Below are 15,076 nucleotides of genomic sequence, written 5' to 3'. Positions count from 1 at the left end.
CCGCGGCGCGTGTCCTTCTTTCTTCGGCTGGTTCCGGCAGCTAGGCGAGCAACGACGGCTTCAGCTGCTGGAGGCGGCCCAGGAGTCCATTGATGAACTGGGGCGATTCGTCCGTGGAGAGCGTCTTGGCCAGGGCCACTGCTTCGCTCACCGCAACGCCGTCCGGGACGTCGTCGTTGTACAGCAGCTCCCAGGTGCCGATCCGCAGGATGATCCGGTCCACGGACGGCATGCGTTCGAGGCTCCAGCCCTGGGAGTAGGTTTCCAGGAACTCATCGATGGAGGCTTGCCGGGAGAGCACGCCTTCAACAATGTCCACGGTGTAGGGGTTGACGATCTGGTCAGTCTTTTCCCGGCGCGCCCGGAGGACGTCGAAGGGCGGGACGGAGCGTTGCTCGGCCTCGAAAAGAATGTCCAAAGCCCTGTTGCGGGCTTTACCGCGTGCGCTCACTACTCGGTGACCCGGCCCAGGTAGCTGCCGTCACGGGTGTCCACCTTGACCTTGGTGTTGTTCTCAATGAACAGCGGGACCTGGATTTCGTAGCCGGTCTCGAGGGTGGCAGGCTTGGTGCCTGCGGAGGAACGGTCGCCCTGCAGGCCCGGCTCTGTGTAGGTGATTTCCAGCACGACGCTCGGCGGCAGTTCGATGTACAGCGGGGTGCCCTCGTGGATGGCGATGTTGACCATCTGGTTCTCGAGCATGAAGTTGGTTGCGTCGCCTACGGTGGCGCCGGAAACCGTGATCTGGTCGTAGTCGGAGGTGTCCATGAACACGAAATCCGCGCCGTCCTGGTACAGGTACTGGTAGTCGCGGCGGTCCACGGTAGCGGTCTCGATCTTGAGGCCGGCGTTGAACGTCTTGTCCACAACCTTGCCGGACATCACGTTGCGCATCTTGGTGCGTACGAAGGCGCCGCCCTTGCCCGGCTTGACGTGCTGGAACTCGATGATGTTCCAGAGCTGGCCCTCAAGCTTAAGGACCGTTCCGTTCTTGATGTCGTTAGTGGTTGCCACAGGTTTCCTTTGGTTTCTCTGTCTGCTCGATGGTCAGACGTTCTATGCCGGCCGGAATGCCAAACGGCGTGCCGGCGCGTGTTTGTCAAAAATCACGGGGTATGGGAAAAATCCAAAAACCATTCTACCGGTAAATGCCGGCCCGGTTTCCGGCGGATGCAGGCGGCGGCTGCGTCCGCCGCCTTCAGCAGGCCAGGTCCAGGACGTCGCGGGCCCGCTGCAGTGCCACAGTTGAGGAGTAGATCAGTGCGGCGTCTGCGGATTCCGCAACCCGCAGGTCCAGCGCGCGGGCAAAGGATTCCACTGCTGCGGACGTCTGGCCAGCCGTGTACTGGGTCTTGCCCAGGAACTGCAGCACCAGGGCTTCACGGGGCGTCCCCTGCACTTCGGCCAGGAGCTGGCGGAAGAGTTCCACGGCACGGTCCAGCCGGTTCGAGACCCTGAGCACCTCGGCCTCGAAGGCGCGCAACCGGAACGATTCCGGGTCCTTGAAGCGCGCCTCTGCCAGCAGTTCAGCAGCTTCTGCGGCGTGGCCCTCCACCAGCAGGACAAAAATATGGTCCGCCGGATCCGTGGACGCCGCGAGGGCTTCCCGGCACGCTTCCCCGTTGACAATCTCCGGCAGCAGCGTTTCCGGGTTGATGCGGATCCCGGGGAATCCGGCTTCCGGCCAGTCGGCTGTTCCCGTCACGTCGCCCTGCATCAGGAAGCAATCTCCTGGTAGGCGGCGAAGAGGAGGGAGGTGTCCGGCACATCCAGGATGCCGGGCTTTGCCACGCCGTCCAGCACCACGAAACGCAGCAGGTCGCCACGGGATTTCTTGTCGCGGCGCATGCCGTCCAGCAGGCCCTGCCAGCGGTCCTTGCGGTAGGTGACCGGGAGTCCCAGGGATTCCAGGATGCTGCGGTGCCGGTCGGCGTCGGCGTCGCTGAGCCGTCCCACGCTGCGCGCGAGTTCAGCCGCGAACATCATTCCCACGGAGACCGCTGCCCCGTGGCGCCAGGAGTAGCGCTCCACCAGTTCGATGGCGTGGCCCAGGGTGTGGCCGTAGTTGAGGATCTCGCGGAGCCCGGATTCCTTCAGGTCTTCGGACACCACCTTGGCCTTGACGGCAATGGCCCGTTCAATGAGTTCCCGGACCGTCTCCGAGCGGGGGTCGGACACGGCGTCAGTGTCCTTTTCCACGAGGTCCAGGATGGCGGGGTCGGCGATGAACCCGCATTTGATGACCTCGGCCATTCCGGAGATGATCTCGTTCCTGGGCAGTGTGTCCAGTGTGTCCAGGTCAGCCAGTACTGCCGCGGGCGGGTGAAAGGCGCCGACAAGGTTTTTGCCTTCGGCGGTGTTGATACCGGTCTTTCCGCCCACGGATGCGTCCACCATGCCGAGCAGGCTGGTGGGCATATGGATGACCTTGACGCCGCGGAGCCACGTGGCCGCGACGAAGCCGGCGAGGTCCGTTACTGCGCCGCCGCCGACGGCGACGATCGCGTCGGAGCGGGTGAAGTCGTTCTGGCCCAGGACCTGCCAGCAGAATGCGGCCACCTGGATGTGCTTGCCTTCTTCGGCGTCGGGGATCTCGGCCGTCAGCGCGGTGAACCCGGCGGCTGCAAGCTCGTCGCGGACCGTATCGCCGGTAAGCCGGAGGGCGCGCGGGTGGATGACCAGCACGCGCCGTACGCGCTCACCCAGACGTCCCGGAAGATCACCAAGCAGGCCCCGCCCCACGACGACGTCGTAATTGTTGGCGGCGGACCCGCCGGTGACCTTGATCACTGTTGATGAGGTGTTCACTGTTCAACTTCCTGTTTGGCAGCTGCGTAGGTCCGCAGTGCTGCTTCCAGCCGTTCGCCCAGCTCGGCAACCGAACCATGGCGGACGTCCAGGGTGATATGAGCCAGCCGTTCATAGACAGGCTTTCTCGCGGCGAACATGGCCGTCCAGCGGCCTACGGCGTCTCCCGCCAGCAACGGCCGCCCTGTGTTCCGCGTAATCCGGCCCGCCACGGTCCCGGCGTCGCATTCGAGGTACACCACCGTGCAGCGGCTGACCAGCTGCTGGGTTCCGGAATCGAGCACGGCACCGCCGCCCAGGGAGATCACGGTTTCGGTGCCCTCCGCGGCCTCAACGGCACCGGCCACAGTCCGCGCCTCGATCTCGCGGAATGCGCGCTCACCGCGGCTGGCGAAGATATCGGCGATGGAACCATGCGCTTCCACGATGACGGCGTCGGTGTCCACGAAAGGGACGCCCAGCTGCTGGGCCAGCTGCTGTCCGATGGCGGATTTGCCGACGGCCATGGGACCGATCAGCACGATCGGCCGGCCGCCGACGGGACCAGTGTTGCTGCCGTGCACTACTTGCCGATCGAGTCCAGGGACGCCGGAATGTTGTCCAGGTAACCCTTGATGTTCCGGGCGGTCTCAGCCACCGAGTCGCCGCCGAATTTCTCGGTGACAGCCTCGGCCAGGACCAGTGCCACCATAGCTTCGGCCACGACGCCGGCCGCCGGAACCGCGCACACGTCGGACCGCTGGTGATGCGCCTTGGCGGGCTCACCGGTGCTAATGTCGATGGTCTTCAAAGCGCGCGGCACCGTGGCAATGGGCTTCATGGCAGCGCGGACGCGGAGGACATCACCGATGCTCATGCCGCCTTCGATCCCGCCGGCGCGGTTGCTGGCACGGACAATGCGGCCGTCTGCGTCGCGAACGATTTCGTCGTGGGCAGCGGAACCGCGGCGTGCGGCGGTGAGGAAGCCGTCACCGACTTCCACACCCTTGATGGCCTGGATGCCCATCAGGGCGGCGGCCAGCCGGGAATCAAGGCGTCGGTCCCAGTGCACGTAGCTGCCGAGTCCCGGAGGAAGCCCGTACGCGAGCACTTCCACCACGCCGCCAAGGGTTTCGCCTTCCTTGTGGGCGGCGTCCACCTCGGCCACCATCGCGTCCGATGTTTCACGGTCGAAGCAACGCAGCGGGTCGGCGTCCAGCGCGATCACATCGGCGGGTACGGGCAGCGGACGGCCCTCGGGCACGGTTACGCTGGCGATCGAGACGGTGTGGCTGACAAGTTCAATGCCGAGATGCTTGAGGAACTGCGCTGCCACGGTGCCCATGGCCACCCGCGTGGCGGTCTCGCGGGCACTGGCGCGTTCCAGGACGGGGCGGGCCTCGTCGAAGCCATACTTCTGCATCCCGGTGAAGTCGGCGTGCCCCGGACGGGGACGCGTCAAGGGGGCGTTGCGCGCCTGGTCTGCGAGGAGCGCGGGGTCCACGGGATCAGCGGACATGATCTGCTCCCACTTGGGCCACTCCGTGTTGCCCACCTGGATGGCCACGGGACCGCCCTGGGTCACGCCGTGGCGGACCCCGCCGAGGATGGTGACGACGTCCTGCTCGAACTTCATGCGTGCACCGCGGCCGTAGCCGAGGCGGCGGCGTGCCAGCGAGTCTGCGATGTGCCCGCTGGTGATTTCCACCCCGGCGGGGACGCCTTCAATAATTCCCATCAGAGCCGGACCATGGGATTCCCCGGCAGTCAACCAACGCAACATATCTTCCATCCTGCCACGTAGGGCGGTTACAAGGCCCGTCGGGGAAGGCCGACTGAGGCGCACATCACATCTATGACGGCCGCATCCACGTTATCTCCGCGGCGGCTGAAAAGCCGCACCTGTTCGACGGCCTGGTAGAGCAGCATCTCCAGTCCGGGCACCACCGCGCCTCCGCCCGCCTGCCACACGGACGCGGCCAGGCTGGGCCAGGGATCGTACGCCACGTCCAGCAGGACGCCGGACGTAGCGGTTTTCAGGGCGGCTATTTCGGCCGCAAGACCGTCCGCCGCACGGGGTGGGAGGGTGGAAATTACGACGTCGGCACACGCGGTTGGGCGCGCGGCTTCGGTCAGCGGGCGGACATCCAGGTCAACGCCAAGGCTCCTGGCGGCTGCATGGACGTCGCCGGCGCGCGAGGTGTCACGGACGAAGACCGTAACCTGCGACGCACCCAGTTCATGCAGGGCGGCGACCGCGGAGGCCGCAGTGCTGCCGCCGCCGAGGATGACGGCCGAGGGCGCAGTTCCTGTCCCGGCGTGTCGCAGGGCGTTGACGATTCCGGTGACATCCGTGTTCGAGCCGATGGCCCGCGGCGTACCGTGATGGTCTTCGAAGGACACGGTGTTCACCACGCCCAGCGTCCGGGCGACGCCCCGGACCTCGTCGACTTCGTGAAGGATCGCGGTTTTCAGCGGCATGGTGACGGACAGCCCGCACCAGCCCTGCTGATCGCGGATCTGGCGCATCACGGCCGGCAGGAGGTCCTTGGTGACGTCAATGGCGGTATAGCTGATGCCGATCCCCAGCCGCTCGTACGCCGCTTGGTGCAGCACGGGGGATTTTGAATGGCTGATCGGATGGCCAAGGACGGCGGCCCGGAGGCTCATGCGCAGCGGCCCACGTTGGCCATGCACCAGGCGTTGTACTGCTCCACGTATACGTTGTGTTCGGCCAGCGTCCGGGAGAACTTGGTTTCCTTGGTGTCCAGGTTGATGGTTACCCAGTAGAGGTAGTCGTTGGACTTGGGCCTGGCCGCTGCGTCGATGGCGGTCTTGCCCGGCGAACCGATCGGTCCGGGCGGCAGCCCGGGGTTGGCGTAGGTGTTGTACGGATTCGACTTGTCCTGGCGCTGTTCGTCCGTGAAGTTGTAGCTCTTGGTGCCCAGGCCGTAAGTCACGGCGGAGTCCACCTGCAGGAAGCCATTGGTCTGGTCATTGGGCTTGAGCCTGTTGTAGATGGCCCCGGCCACGTCCCCGTACTCGGCCTGGCCGCCTTCGGCCTGCACGATGCTGGCTACGATCACGGCCTCGTACTGCCTGGCAGGATCAGTGATGCCCTGCGAGACAAGTTCGTCGGTGGTGATCTTGACCAGCGCCTGGAGGATGTCCTTGGCCGGGGTGCCCAGCGGGAAACGGTGCTCGCCGGGGGCCAGGTAGCCTTCAAGGTTTTTGGCGTTGGCCGGCAGGCCGAACTGGGCCGGCTGGTTGCTGAGTGCCTGCAGGTCCTGGACGGACACGCCGGAACCTTCCGAGATGGCCTGCAGGGATTCGCCGATGCGCAGGCCTGCGCTGAGTGCGAAGTAGATGACCTTGGCTTTGTCCTGGCCCAGGAGGACGTCCACGGCGTCGCTGTTCTTCATCGCGGACTTGAAGACGTAGTCGCCCGGCGCCAGGACCCCCCCGGAAGCGGAAAATGCCTGCAGGAACGTGTCGGCGTTGGCCACGACGCCCTTGCTTTCGAGGTCCACGGCAACTGACCGGGTGCCTTCCCCGTTGTCCACGGTCACCTGGACTTCGCCGGATCCCGGGCCGGGGAAGTCGCTCGGCTTGCCGTCGCCCAGGAGGGGCTTGAGGAACTGGGCACCGACTGCCACCGCCGTAACGAAAACGGCAAGCGTGAGGAACAGCGCCAGCATCCGGCGCCGGCGCCGCACCTTTTTGGAGGGCCGGGCCACTACCTTCGCCTCTGACGATCCGGCGAGCAGTCCATGGTGGCTGGTGCCGTCGTGGTACCCGTCATCGTGGTGCCCGTGGTGGTAGCCGTCGTCATGGACATCCTCATAGTGCACGGCATCGTGGTGGACGTCGTCGTGGTGGACGTCGTCCTCGTAAGTCCCGTCGTGGTAGGCAGGCACGGAATGCCCGCGGTCATGGTGGTCGGAGTCGGTGTGCCGGACCTGCTCAAGGTACTGCGTCTCCGGCGCGTGCTGATGTCCTGCCATCGCCGGCTCAAAGGAGGTTGCGCGTGCGGTGTCCGTCCCGGGCTCATGCTGCTGCCGCACCGGCACGTCGTGGCCCTGCCCGGCACCTTCCGGAACCTCCTTCTGGATCGAAGGAGGTCCGGCGGGGGCAGCCGGGACAACCGGCGGCTCAGCCGGGGGCGGCGGCACATCGTGCCCTGTTTCGTACGCCTGCTCCGGAACAGTACCCTGGCTGCCTGTGTCAAGGCTCTTCTCGCGTGCCCGCAACTCCTTGCGGGTCAGCGGCCTCGCGTTCCCCTGGCCGGGAACGTCGTCAATGTTGGCAGGGCTCACTGTTGCCTTCCATTATCTGATGATTGGACCGTGTCCCCCGGGGTACCGGGGACAAACTCGTCCACCTCGTTGACCCCCAGGTCCACGGACGGGGCTGGCAGTGTCACGCGTGAGCCGACATCCGCTCGCCTGGCTTTCTGCATGTCGATGGCGTGCTGAAGGATACCTGCCGCCGCGACCTGATCCACTACTTTACGGTGATTCCTGCTGCTCATGCCAGCTTCGTGGAGGCTGCGGTGCGCGGTGACACTGCTGAGCCGTTCATCCACGAGGTTGACCGGCACGTCCAGGCCGCGTCCTGAAAGCTCGGCTGCAAGGAGCTCCGCATAATCGGTTGCCATCCGCGCAGACGCATGCTCCTCGCCTCTCAACGTCCGGGGCAGGCCCACGAAGACCTGGACCGCGCCCAGTTCCCCCGCCAGTCTGGCGATGACCTTGACGTCGGAATTCTTCCGGGCGTTCCGGTCCAGGGTCTTGTAGGGCGTGGCAAGGATCGAGTCGCGGTCGCAGACGGCGACGCCAACCCGGACGGTGCCCACGTCCACCCCCAGTTTCACGCCCTGGGGGTAGCCGCCGGCAGCTGCAGGAGTGGCCATGGCAGGATTAACGCCGTTCGACGGCGTCGACGACGGCTGCCAGGGCGGCACCCACCTTGCCGGCGTCCGTTCCGCCGCCCTGCGCGACGTCGTCCTTGCCGCCGCCGCCACCGCCGAGGATGCCGGCGGCGACGCGGACCAGGGCACCGGCCTTGACCCCGGCGCCGCGCGCCGCTTCGTTGGTGGCGACCAGGATGATGGGGCGGTCGTTGGCCACACCGGCCACGGCCACGGTGGCTGCTGCCGACCCCATGCGGTTGCGCAGGTCCAGGGCGAGGCCGCGGAGATCCTCCGCGCCGCTCACGGTGCCGGCGTCGTGGGCGATCACGCTGACGCCCGCGGCGTCCCTTGCGGTATTGACCAGCTGGGCCGCAGCTGCTGCAAGCTGCTCCTTGCGCAGGCGGTCCAGTTCCTTTTCCGTGGCCTTCAGCTTGGCGAGGGTTGCTGCGATCCGGTCCGCCAGCTGGCCGGACGGAACCTTGAGCATCTCAGTAAGTTCCGTGACCAGGGCGCGCTCAGCGGCCAGGTGCCGGAACGCGTCCATACCCACGAACGCTTCCACACGACGGTTGCCGGAACCGACGGACTGCTCGCCCAGCAGCGAAAGGCTGCCGATCAGGGAGGTGTTTTCCACATGCGTTCCGCCGCACAGTTCACGGGACCAGGCGCCGTCGATCTCCACCACGCGGACTTCACTGCCGTAGTTTTCGCCGAAGAGTGCCATGGCACCCATCGCCTTGGCCTGTGCCAGGGGCATCACGCTGGTTTCCACAGCGAAGTTGTTACGGATGGCGAGGTTGGAAACTTCCTCGATCTCGGACCGGGTGGCGGCACTCAGGCCTTCGCCCCAGGCGAAGTCGAACCGCAGGTATCCGGCCTTGTTGAAGGACCCGCGCTGGGTCGCCTCGGGACCCAGGATCTGGTGCAGCGCTGCATGCACGATGTGGGTGCCCGTGTGGGCCTGCTCTGCCGCGTGCCGGCGTTCACGGTCGACGGCGGCGCGCACCAGCGAGCCGGCGCCGACCTCGCCTTCGCGGACGATCGCCTTGTGCACGCTCAGGCCCTTGAGCGGGCGCTGCACGTCGAGGACTTCGACGACGAAGCCGTCGCCGGTGATCAGACCGGTGTCCGCGGCCTGGCCGCCCGCTTCGGCGTAGAACGGCGTTTCACCCAGGACCAGCTCGATCTCGTCGCCGGTGGAGGCCTGCTGTACCGGACGGCCGCCGGTGAGCAGCCCGCGGACCCGGGACTCGCCGTCGAGCTCGGTGTAGCCGGTGAAGACCGTCTCGCCCTGCGCCAGGATCTCCTGGAACACCGTGAGGTCGGCGTGGCCGCCCTTCTTGCCCTTGGCGTCCGCCTGGGCGCGCTGGCGCTGCTCCTGCATCAGGCTGCGGAAGGCTGCCTCGTCCACCTTGAGTCCGGCTTCCTCGGCCATCTCCAGGGTGAGGTCGATCGGGAAGCCGTAGGTGTCGTGCAGGGTGAACGCGTCGGCACCGGAAAGCGGCTTGTTGGCGGCCTTGGATTCCCGGACGGCGTCCTCGAGGCGGGCGGTACCGGAGGCAATGGTCCGCAGGAAGGCCTTTTCCTCGGCGTAGGCGATGCGGCTGATGCGGGCGAAGTCGGTCTCCACCACGGGGTAGACGCCCTTCATGGCATCGCGGGAGGCCGGCAGCAGTTCCGGCAGGCAGGCCTGTTCGACGCCCAGGAGGCGCATGGAACGGACGGCGCGGCGGATGAGGCGGCGAAGGACGTAGCCGCGGCCCTCGTTGGAGGGGGTGACGCCGTCGGAGATCAGCATCAGCGCCGACCGGATATGGTCGGCCACCACGCGCATGCGCACATCGTCTGCGTGGTGGGGGTCGTCGTCGGTCTCGGCGGACGTGTATTCCTTGCCGGACAGCTCGGCGGCCTTGTCGATGACGGGCCGGACCTGGTCCGTCTCGTACATGTTCTCGACGCCCTGGAGGATCATGGCGAGGCGTTCCATGCCCAGGCCGGTATCGATGTTGCGCTTGGGCAGCTCGCCGAGCACATCGAAGTCTTCCTTGGAGCGCACGTTGTCGATCTGGTACTGCATGAACACCAGGTTCCAGATTTCGATGTAGCGGGTCTCGTCCGCTATAGGGCCGCCTTCAACACCGTAGGCGGGTCCGCGGTCGTAGTAGATCTCCGAGCAGGGGCCGGCCGGGCCGGGCTGGCCGGTGTGCCAGTAGTTGTCCGACTTGCCCATCTTCTGGATCCGCTCCGCGGGGACGCCGGTGTTCTTCAGCCACAGTTCCTTGGCTTCGTCGTCCTCTTCGTAGACCGTCACCCACAGCAGTTCGGGCGCAAGGCCGTAGCCGCCGTCCTCAACACTCCTGGTGAGCAGCTCCCAGGCGAACTTGATGGCGTCTTCCTTGAAGTAGTCGCCGAAGGAGAAGTTGCCGCACATCTGGAAGAACGTGCCGTGCCGGGCGGTCTTGCCAACTTCCTCGATGTCGCCGGTGCGGATGCACTTCTGCACGCTGGTGGCACGGAAGTAGGGAGCTTCTTCGCGGGCGGTGAGGTAGGGAATGAACGGGACCATGCCGGCCACCGTGAACAGCAGCGAGGGGTCGCTGGAGACCAGCGATGCGGAGGGAACCGCGGTGTGGCCCTTGCTGACAAAAAAGTCCACCCAGCGCTTTGTGATCTCCTGCGACTTCATGAGCTGTTTTCTTACCCTTCTTGGTCCGCGCACCGGCGCGGATGTGTTCGTTCAGGTAGCAGGATCCGGAAAGTGTCCCGCCGCGTTTGGTTCAGGCTGCTGCCCGCGGTCAGCGGCGCGCCGATTCTTCCGGTTCGACGCCGAGGGCGGACCGGAGGTCCGTCTCCCGTTCGCGCATGCCATCGCGGACGGCGTCGGCGAAGTCGTAGACGCCGTCGGCCAGCCGGCCAACGGCCCGGTTCAGGCCTTCCGGTCCGAGGTTGGACTGGGCTTCGGTGACCTTGCGGAAGGCGATGATCCCGATGGCTACGCCGATTCCCATCCAGACAAGTCGTTTCATTGTTCGTTCTTTCCGAAACTCAGCGGCTGCGGCGGCCGGATGCGGGCTTCTTGCGGTTCGTCAGCGCGGTGCGCACGCCGTAGCTGAAGGCCGCCACCTTGATGAGCGGCGAGCCGACCGTTGCGGCCACCAGGGAGGACAGGGCGGAGAGGTTCGCGGAGGCGTCGGAGACGTTTGACGAAATGCCGTCCACCTTCTTCAGCTGCTGGTTGGTGGTGGACACCGTGGCGGTGACCTCGTCCATCAGCGGTGTGGCGCCGTCGCTGATCGACCTGATGGCCGTGCGGACCTCGTCGAACACCTTGCCCAGCTTCAGGATGGGCACGGCGAGCAGCAGCACCAGGAGCGCAAACACCCCGGCAGCGATCAGGCCGGCGATATCGCCACCAGACATAGACGTTCATCTCCTTGGAATTCTGTGGTTCGGTCCATCCTGCACGCGCCAGTGGTTGCGCGTTCCGCAGATGTCCCCCAAGTACCTTACATACAAAGAAGCCCGTGGCGCTTGCCACGGGCTTCTTTGGATACGCTGCTGGGATTAGCGTGCGTAGAATTCGACGACGAGCTGCTCTTCGCAGGTCACCGGGATTTCAGAGCGCTTGGGGCGGCGGACCAGTCGGGCCTGCAGAGCCTCGAGCTTGACGTCCAGGTAGGCCGGAACGGCAGGCAGGACGTCGCGGTGGGCACCGGCGGCTGCAACCTGGAGCGGAACCAGGGCTTCGCTGCGGCTGTGGACGTGGACCAGCTGGCCTTCGCCGACGCGGAACGACGGGCGGTCAACGCGGATGCCGTCAACCATGATGTGGCGGTGCACAACCAGCTGGCGGGCCTGGGCGATGGTGCGGGCGAAGCCGGCGCGCAGGACCAGGGCGTCGAGACGCATTTCGAGCAGTTCGATGAGGTTTTCACCGGTCAGGCCCTTGGTGCGGCGGGCTTCCTCGAAGGCACGGGTCATCTGTGCTTCGCGGATGCCGTACTGGGCGCGCAGGCGCTGCTTTTCGCGCAGACGCACCGCGTAGTCCGAGTCCTGCTTCTTGCGGGCGCGGCCATGCTCACCGGGGCCGTACGGACGGCGCTCCATGTATTTGGCGGCCTTGGGGGTCAGGGCGATGCCGAGGGACCGCGAAAGGCGGGCCTGACGGCGAGCACGAGTGTTGTTAGCCACTTGTGTCCTTCCAATATCTGCGGTGTGTCAGTGTTACTGGCCTCCACGATGGAGAGCATCGGCCAACCGCTGCCTTTTGCTACTGGGCGCAGGGCATAACCAACCCGAAGGAAGTTCGAGGGGATTATGCGTCCGCGCCTTGCCAGACGAACATCCATCCTACCACGGCGGTCACTTGCCCCGGACAATCTTCCGCAGCCGCTCCAGCCGGACAGCGATGTCCCGTTCAGCGCCGTTGCTCGTGGGCCGGTAGTAGTCCCGCCCCACAAGGTCGTCGGGCGGATACTGCTGGGTTGCCACTCCATGCGGGGCATCATGGGCGTACTTGTAGCCCACTCCGTGGCCCAGTTGCTTGGAGCCGGGATAGTGCGCGTCCCGCAGGTGGGCCGGGATTCCGTTGCCCATGCCTCCCCGGACGTCGGCGATGGCCTGGTTAATGCCCATGTAGGCGGCATTCGACTTGGGGGCGGTGGCCAGGTGGACCACGGCCTCCGCGAGAATGATCCTGCCCTCCGGCATGCCGATCAGCTGGACGGCCTGGGCTGCGGCCACGGCCGTCTGCAGGGCCGTGGGGTCCGCCATGCCCACGTCCTCGGCCGCGGAGATCACGATCCGCCGGGCCACGAACCGCGGGTCCTCCCCCGCTTCAAGCATCCGGGCCAGATAGTGGAGCGCGGCGTCAACGTCGGAACCCCGGATGGATTTGATGAAGGCGCTGGCAACGTCGTAGTGCTGGTCCCCCGCCCGGTCGTAGCGGACGGCGGCGACGTCCAGGGCGCGTTCGGTGTGCCGGAGCTCCACCTTGACCGGGCCGTTGTCGGCATCGTCGGCGTCGCCGAAAGCCACGCCGGCCGCCGCTTCCAGGGCCGTCAGGGCGCGCCGGGCGTCGCCGCCGGACAGCCGCACCAGGTGCGCCAGCGCTGTTGCCTCGAGTTCCACCTTGCCGTCAAGGCCGCGGGGATCATCGACGGCCCGGACCAGGAGTCCTTCGATATCGGCATCGGTCAGCGGCTTGAGGGTCAGCAGCAGGGACCGTGAGAGCAGCGGAGACACCACGGAAAACGACGGGTTCTCGGTGGTGGCGGCCACGAGGACCACCCAGCGGTTTTCCACGCCGGGCAGCAGGGCGTCCTGTTGTGCCTTGTTGAAGCGGTGGATTTCGTCGAGGAACAGGACCGTGGTGGTTTTGTACAGGTCCCGGGCAGTAAGGGCATCATCCATCACGCGGCGGACATCCTTGACGCCGGCGGTGATGGCTGAAAGCTCCACGAATTTCCGGCCGGGACCGTTGGCGATCACGTGCGCCAGGGTGGTCTTGCCCGTACCGGGAGGTCCCCACAGGATCAGTGAACTCGGCCCGGCAGGCCCTGCGGCGTCCGCGCCCGCAGCGAGCTGCCGCAGCGGCGAGCCCTGGCCCAGGAGGTGCTGCTGCCCCACCACGTCGTCGAGGGTCCTGGGCCGCATCCGGACCGCCAGCGGACTGCGGGGCGCGGTACTGCGCGGCGGCATGCCGCCAGCGGCGACGGAGCCGTCGTCGTCCTCGTCATTGCCTGGCCCGGAGCCGAAGAGATCATCCACATAGATAGGCTACTTTGAGTCGATCGGCATTCCTGCCGGCCCGCCCCACCGGAGGATTCAGCCATGACCGCACCAGCAGCCAGTGGTAACCGGCAGCCTTCCGTGCGGACGGCATTTGTTTCCGGAATCCGCTTGGCAGGCTGGGTTGAACGCTTCGCAGCCGCGCATGGCGGTTATGTGCTCAGGGATAACGACGACGGGTTGCGGCTTGTGGCGGGCGACGGCGCCGAAGCGCTCCTGCAGGCGCCGTGGCCGGCTGACGGACGGCCCGGCCGCGGTACGGATGCCTTGGAACGGCTCGCGTCACTGGCGTCCCAGCCGCGGCGCCTTGGCCTGCTGCTGGTCCGGCGCGGCGGCTACGGCATCGGCGTTGCCAGCGAAGGGACACTGCTCGCTTCGAAAGCAGGCACGCGCTACGTCCAGGGCAGGACCGCGGCGGGCGGGCAGTCACAGCAGAGGTTCGCGCGACGCCGGCCACAACAGGCCGATGCCCTGGTGGAGGCGGTGGCGTTACAGGCTGCCGCGGTCTTCGCAGCCGAACCATTCGAGTACGTGGTGCCCGGCGGGGACCGGACCCTGGCCGACCTTGTCCTGGCGGACGCGGCCCTGAAGGCCTACGTCCGGCTGCCGCGCCTGGCCTACCTGGACGTGGCAGAACCGAAGGCGGCAGTACTGAGGAAGGCGGCCGCGGACGCCTGTTCAGTGCGGGTGCAGGTGACGGACCCTGCCGGTGGTTGAGCTTGTCGAAACCAGGGACGGTACGCCCCGCAGCCGGTCCCTTGCTCAACAGCCGGCCAGGGCGCGCCGCGGCGGGTCCTGCCGGTAGCAGTAGCGGCTGGCCTCGGCAAAACCGGCCTGCAGGTACAGCTGCTGTGCTCCGCGGTTTGCAGCGGTGACCAGGAGCCAGTAACCGTCCAGCTTCTGTCCGGCACCGGCCTCGAGCAGCACCTGCAGGACTTTGCTGCCGTAACCACGGCGCCGGGCATCGGGGCGGGTAGGCATGCAGTAGATCCCGCCCCACCTGGCGGTGCCTCCGTCCGGGACGGCAAGGCGGCCGACGGCGGCGGGCCGGCGGGCGCTGTCCCGCACCAGGGCGTAGAGGGACGGGCATGCTTCGAGGATCCCGCGTGCAGTGGCCAGGGCCGGGTCTCCCCCGCGGCCGTCCACGCTCCACCACAGCTGGAGCCATTCGGCGGACGGACTGGGTGAGAGCTCCGCAAAACAGCCGGGCCCGGGGGCGCAAGCAGAGGCGGCAGCGGTCCAAATTCCCCGCGTCATGACCAGGGTTTCTGACTGCCGGGTGAAGCCCTCGGTGTCGAGGAATGCGTTGAGGGACGCAGTCCGGGCGCCATCCATCACTTGGAAAATCACGGGAAGCCGGTGGCTTTGGTACCAGGAACGGGCCCCGCGGAGCAACCCCGGAAATCCTGCGGCGCCCTCGGGATCCCGGCGCGGCCAGATGGAGTTGGCGCGCTGGGTTACCCCGTCCGCGGCTCGGAAGACCCAGCCGTCCACAGCCTGGCGGTCGGGAGCAGGCCAGGCAGCGTCCATTACTTCCTCGATTACTGCTTGCGACAGTTCAAAGCCTGTATCAGCGGCACCCACGGG

The 15,076-nt window shown here is 66.7% G+C and carries 16 protein-coding genes; 1 reads left to right on the top strand and 15 read right to left on the bottom strand.

Annotated features, from left to right (window positions below):
* Positions 1 to 40: 40 nt before the first annotated feature.
* The 14 genes from nusB to FDW83_RS00895 all read right to left on the bottom strand — a co-directional run bounded on the left by nusB (position 41) and on the right by FDW83_RS00895 (position 13,468).
* Positions 41 to 451, bottom strand: coding sequence for a transcription antitermination factor NusB (nusB, locus tag FDW83_RS00960; RefSeq protein WP_138135750.1), 411 nt, complete (start codon positions 449 to 451; stop codon positions 41 to 43).
* On the bottom strand, positions 451 to 1,014 hold the full coding sequence (gene efp / locus FDW83_RS00955; protein ID WP_050054941.1) for an elongation factor P: 564 nt from the start codon (positions 1,012 to 1,014) through the stop codon (positions 451 to 453). The genes nusB and efp overlap by 1 nt, the downstream gene beginning before the upstream one ends.
* A gap of 184 nt (positions 1,015 to 1,198) precedes the next feature.
* Positions 1,199 to 1,717, bottom strand: coding sequence for a tetratricopeptide repeat protein (locus FDW83_RS00950; RefSeq protein WP_138135749.1), 519 nt, complete (start codon positions 1,715 to 1,717; stop codon positions 1,199 to 1,201).
* A complete protein-coding gene (aroB, locus tag FDW83_RS00945) occupies positions 1,717 to 2,808 on the bottom strand; it encodes a 3-dehydroquinate synthase (protein ID WP_138135748.1) in 1,092 nt (363 codons plus the stop codon). The genes FDW83_RS00950 and aroB overlap by 1 nt, the downstream gene beginning before the upstream one ends.
* Complete coding sequence (locus FDW83_RS00940) at positions 2,805 to 3,314, bottom strand: shikimate kinase (RefSeq protein WP_138136092.1); 510 nt, start codon at positions 3,312 to 3,314, stop codon at positions 2,805 to 2,807. The genes aroB and FDW83_RS00940 overlap by 4 nt, the downstream gene beginning before the upstream one ends.
* Before the next feature lie 56 nt (positions 3,315 to 3,370).
* Positions 3,371 to 4,570, bottom strand: coding sequence for a chorismate synthase (gene aroC / locus FDW83_RS00935; RefSeq protein ID WP_138135747.1), 1,200 nt, complete (start codon positions 4,568 to 4,570; stop codon positions 3,371 to 3,373).
* Positions 4,571 to 4,596: 26 nt separating this feature from the next.
* Positions 4,597 to 5,457, bottom strand: a complete 861-nt coding sequence (locus FDW83_RS00930) for a shikimate dehydrogenase (RefSeq protein WP_138135746.1) — start codon at positions 5,455 to 5,457, stop codon at positions 4,597 to 4,599.
* Positions 5,454 to 7,103 carry an endolytic transglycosylase MltG gene (gene mltG / locus FDW83_RS00925; RefSeq protein WP_138135745.1) on the bottom strand — a complete coding sequence of 550 codons (1,650 nt, stop codon included), beginning with the start codon at positions 7,101 to 7,103 and terminating at the stop codon, positions 5,454 to 5,456. Before mltG ends, FDW83_RS00930 begins: the two co-directional genes overlap by 4 nt.
* Entirely contained in the window at positions 7,100 to 7,699 is a 600-nt protein-coding gene (gene ruvX, locus FDW83_RS00920; protein ID WP_138135744.1) for a Holliday junction resolvase RuvX, read from the bottom strand. The genes mltG and ruvX overlap by 4 nt, the downstream gene beginning before the upstream one ends.
* 7 nt (positions 7,700 to 7,706) lie before the next feature.
* Positions 7,707 to 10,385, bottom strand: a complete 2,679-nt coding sequence (gene alaS / locus FDW83_RS00915) for an alanine--tRNA ligase (RefSeq protein ID WP_138135743.1) — start codon at positions 10,383 to 10,385, stop codon at positions 7,707 to 7,709.
* 109 nt (positions 10,386 to 10,494) lie between these two features.
* Entirely contained in the window at positions 10,495 to 10,725 is a 231-nt protein-coding gene (locus FDW83_RS00910; RefSeq protein ID WP_240720791.1) for a DUF6167 family protein, read from the bottom strand.
* A gap of 19 nt (positions 10,726 to 10,744) precedes the next feature.
* Complete coding sequence (locus FDW83_RS00905; protein ID WP_138135742.1) at positions 10,745 to 11,119, bottom strand: DUF948 domain-containing protein; 375 nt, start codon at positions 11,117 to 11,119, stop codon at positions 10,745 to 10,747.
* A gap of 144 nt (positions 11,120 to 11,263) precedes the next feature.
* Entirely contained in the window at positions 11,264 to 11,890 is a 627-nt protein-coding gene (rpsD, locus tag FDW83_RS00900; RefSeq protein WP_138135741.1) for a 30S ribosomal protein S4, read from the bottom strand.
* A 171-nt stretch (positions 11,891 to 12,061) separates the two neighbouring features.
* Positions 12,062 to 13,468, bottom strand: a complete 1,407-nt coding sequence (locus tag FDW83_RS00895; RefSeq protein WP_138135740.1) for a replication-associated recombination protein A — start codon at positions 13,466 to 13,468, stop codon at positions 12,062 to 12,064.
* A gap of 63 nt (positions 13,469 to 13,531) precedes the next feature.
* On the opposite strand from FDW83_RS00895, the gene FDW83_RS00890 reads away from it, so the two are divergent.
* Positions 13,532 to 14,206 carry an acVLRF1 family peptidyl-tRNA hydrolase gene (locus FDW83_RS00890; RefSeq protein WP_138135739.1) on the top strand — a complete coding sequence of 225 codons (675 nt, stop codon included), beginning with the start codon at positions 13,532 to 13,534 and terminating at the stop codon, positions 14,204 to 14,206.
* A gap of 45 nt (positions 14,207 to 14,251) precedes the next feature.
* Here FDW83_RS00890 and FDW83_RS00885 read toward each other — a convergent pair whose 3' ends face one another.
* Positions 14,252 to 15,019 carry a GNAT family N-acetyltransferase gene (locus FDW83_RS00885; RefSeq protein WP_138136090.1) on the bottom strand — a complete coding sequence of 256 codons (768 nt, stop codon included), beginning with the start codon at positions 15,017 to 15,019 and terminating at the stop codon, positions 14,252 to 14,254.
* Positions 15,020 to 15,076: the final 57 nt, after the last annotated feature.

It is taken from the genome of Pseudarthrobacter sp. NamE2, assembly GCF_005796205.1.
Lineage (GTDB): Bacteria > Actinomycetota > Actinomycetes > Actinomycetales > Micrococcaceae > Arthrobacter.
The sequence above is the reverse complement of the archived record's forward strand: the minus strand, read 5'-3'. Positions and strand labels throughout refer to the sequence as shown.

Excerpts from the sequence above, each read along its gene's own strand:
- FDW83_RS00950 (WP_138135749.1), bottom strand. The coding sequence starts at position 1,717 with ATGCAGGGCGACGTGACGGGAACAGCCGACTGGCCGGAAGCCGGATTC.
- FDW83_RS00940 (WP_138136092.1), bottom strand. The coding sequence starts at position 3,314 with ATGGCCGTCGGCAAATCCGCCATCGGACAGCAGCTGGCCCAGCAGCTG.
- aroC (WP_138135747.1), bottom strand. The coding sequence starts at position 4,570 with ATGTTGCGTTGGTTGACTGCCGGGGAATCCCATGGTCCGGCTCTGATG.
- FDW83_RS00930 (WP_138135746.1), bottom strand. The coding sequence starts at position 5,457 with ATGAGCCTCCGGGCCGCCGTCCTTGGCCATCCGATCAGCCATTCAAAA.
- ruvX (WP_138135744.1), bottom strand. The coding sequence starts at position 7,699 with ATGGCCACTCCTGCAGCTGCCGGCGGCTACCCCCAGGGCGTGAAACTG.
- alaS (WP_138135743.1), bottom strand. The coding sequence starts at position 10,385 with ATGAAGTCGCAGGAGATCACAAAGCGCTGGGTGGACTTTTTTGTCAGC.
- FDW83_RS00910 (WP_240720791.1), bottom strand. The coding sequence starts at position 10,725 with ATGAAACGACTTGTCTGGATGGGAATCGGCGTAGCCATCGGGATCATC.
- FDW83_RS00905 (WP_138135742.1), bottom strand. The coding sequence starts at position 11,119 with ATGTCTGGTGGCGATATCGCCGGCCTGATCGCTGCCGGGGTGTTTGCG.
- FDW83_RS00890 (WP_138135739.1), top strand. The coding sequence starts at position 13,532 with ATGACCGCACCAGCAGCCAGTGGTAACCGGCAGCCTTCCGTGCGGACG.
- FDW83_RS00885 (WP_138136090.1), bottom strand. The coding sequence starts at position 15,019 with ATGGACGCTGCCTGGCCTGCTCCCGACCGCCAGGCTGTGGACGGCTGG.